The 1,126-nt window shown below is 51.6% G+C and carries 2 protein-coding genes; both read left to right on the forward strand.

Annotated features, from left to right (window positions below):
• The coding region (locus tag ROR02_RS16410; RefSeq protein ID WP_246135605.1) for an EcoRI family type II restriction endonuclease at positions 1–542 on the forward strand (542 nt) is incomplete at its 5' end.
• A gap of 120 nt (positions 543–662) precedes the next feature.
• Positions 663–1,126 (forward strand): DNA-methyltransferase (locus ROR02_RS16415; RefSeq protein WP_170245168.1); only part of this gene is annotated, 464 nt, incomplete at its 3' end.

The raw sequence follows: 1,126 nt of genomic DNA on the forward strand, positions 1-1,126 counted from the left end.
TAACAGAGGTCAAGGACCGCCACGGCAGATGGCGGGCGGTATTGGTCGGCGAATCGAAGCACCAAGGGAATGACGTAGAGAAAATACGCGCTGGCGTCCTCCAGGGAAAAAATAAAGATCAGGATTTTATGGCCGCTGGCAATGCCATAGAACGAATGCACAAGAATATTCAAGAGCTTCGTAACTATATGCTTGATGAGAAGCATTTTCCTTACATCGTATTCTTGCAGGGTTCAAACTTCGCGACCGAGTCATTCGAGGTGAAACGCCCAGATGGTAGTGTGGTCAATATCCTCCACAACTCAGGTATGTTGAACCGCATTGACCGCGTCACCGCCAGTAACTTCTCACGCCCGATCAACCAGAACTACTGTGAAAACATCATTGTGAGAGCCGGGGATTTTAAATACATGCTCCAGAGCGCGTCGCTTTTCTGCAAGGCCGCTCCTTGGACGGCTGGCGAGATGGCTGAAGTGATGCTCGATGTCGCCAAAACCTCGCTGCGCCTCCTCGTCGACGATCTTGACGCGAACCGCGTATGAGCATCTTGGACTAGATTGTGGTGAAACGTGCATGGCCCTTGGGTCAGTCGAAGCACTGCAAACGTGAAAGTAATACACTAAATGGCAAACCGATCGCACCGTAACGTAGGGCACCGCGCGATGAACGCCCTCCGGAAGACCGGAAAAAAGCACTCTTCAGAGTCGCTACTGTCGACATTCGACGCAGGCGGTACTCGCCATGTATTCGACGTTTCCGACTGCCTCAACGCGCTTACTAAGATACCAGACCAATCAATACAGCTCATTATTTGTGACCCGCCGTACAATATTATGTTAGCGGACTGGGATTCCCATACGGATTACATCGGTTGGGCAAGCCAATGGTTAGCCGAGGCCGAACGGGTGCTATCACCTACTGGCAGCATAGCGATCTTCGGCGGCTTGCAATATCAGGGAGAGGCCGGTTCTGGCGACCTTCTGTCGATCATCTCCCACATGCGGCAGAACAGTAAAATGCTGCTCGCCAACCTCATCATCTGGAACTATCCGAACGGTATGAGCGCCCAGCGCTTCTTTGCGAACCGTCATGAAGAAATCGCATGGTTTGCTAAGACTAATACCAA

The organism is Pararhodospirillum oryzae (genome assembly GCF_007992075.1).
Taxonomy (GTDB): Bacteria; Pseudomonadota; Alphaproteobacteria; order Rhodospirillales; family Rhodospirillaceae; genus Pararhodospirillum; species Pararhodospirillum oryzae.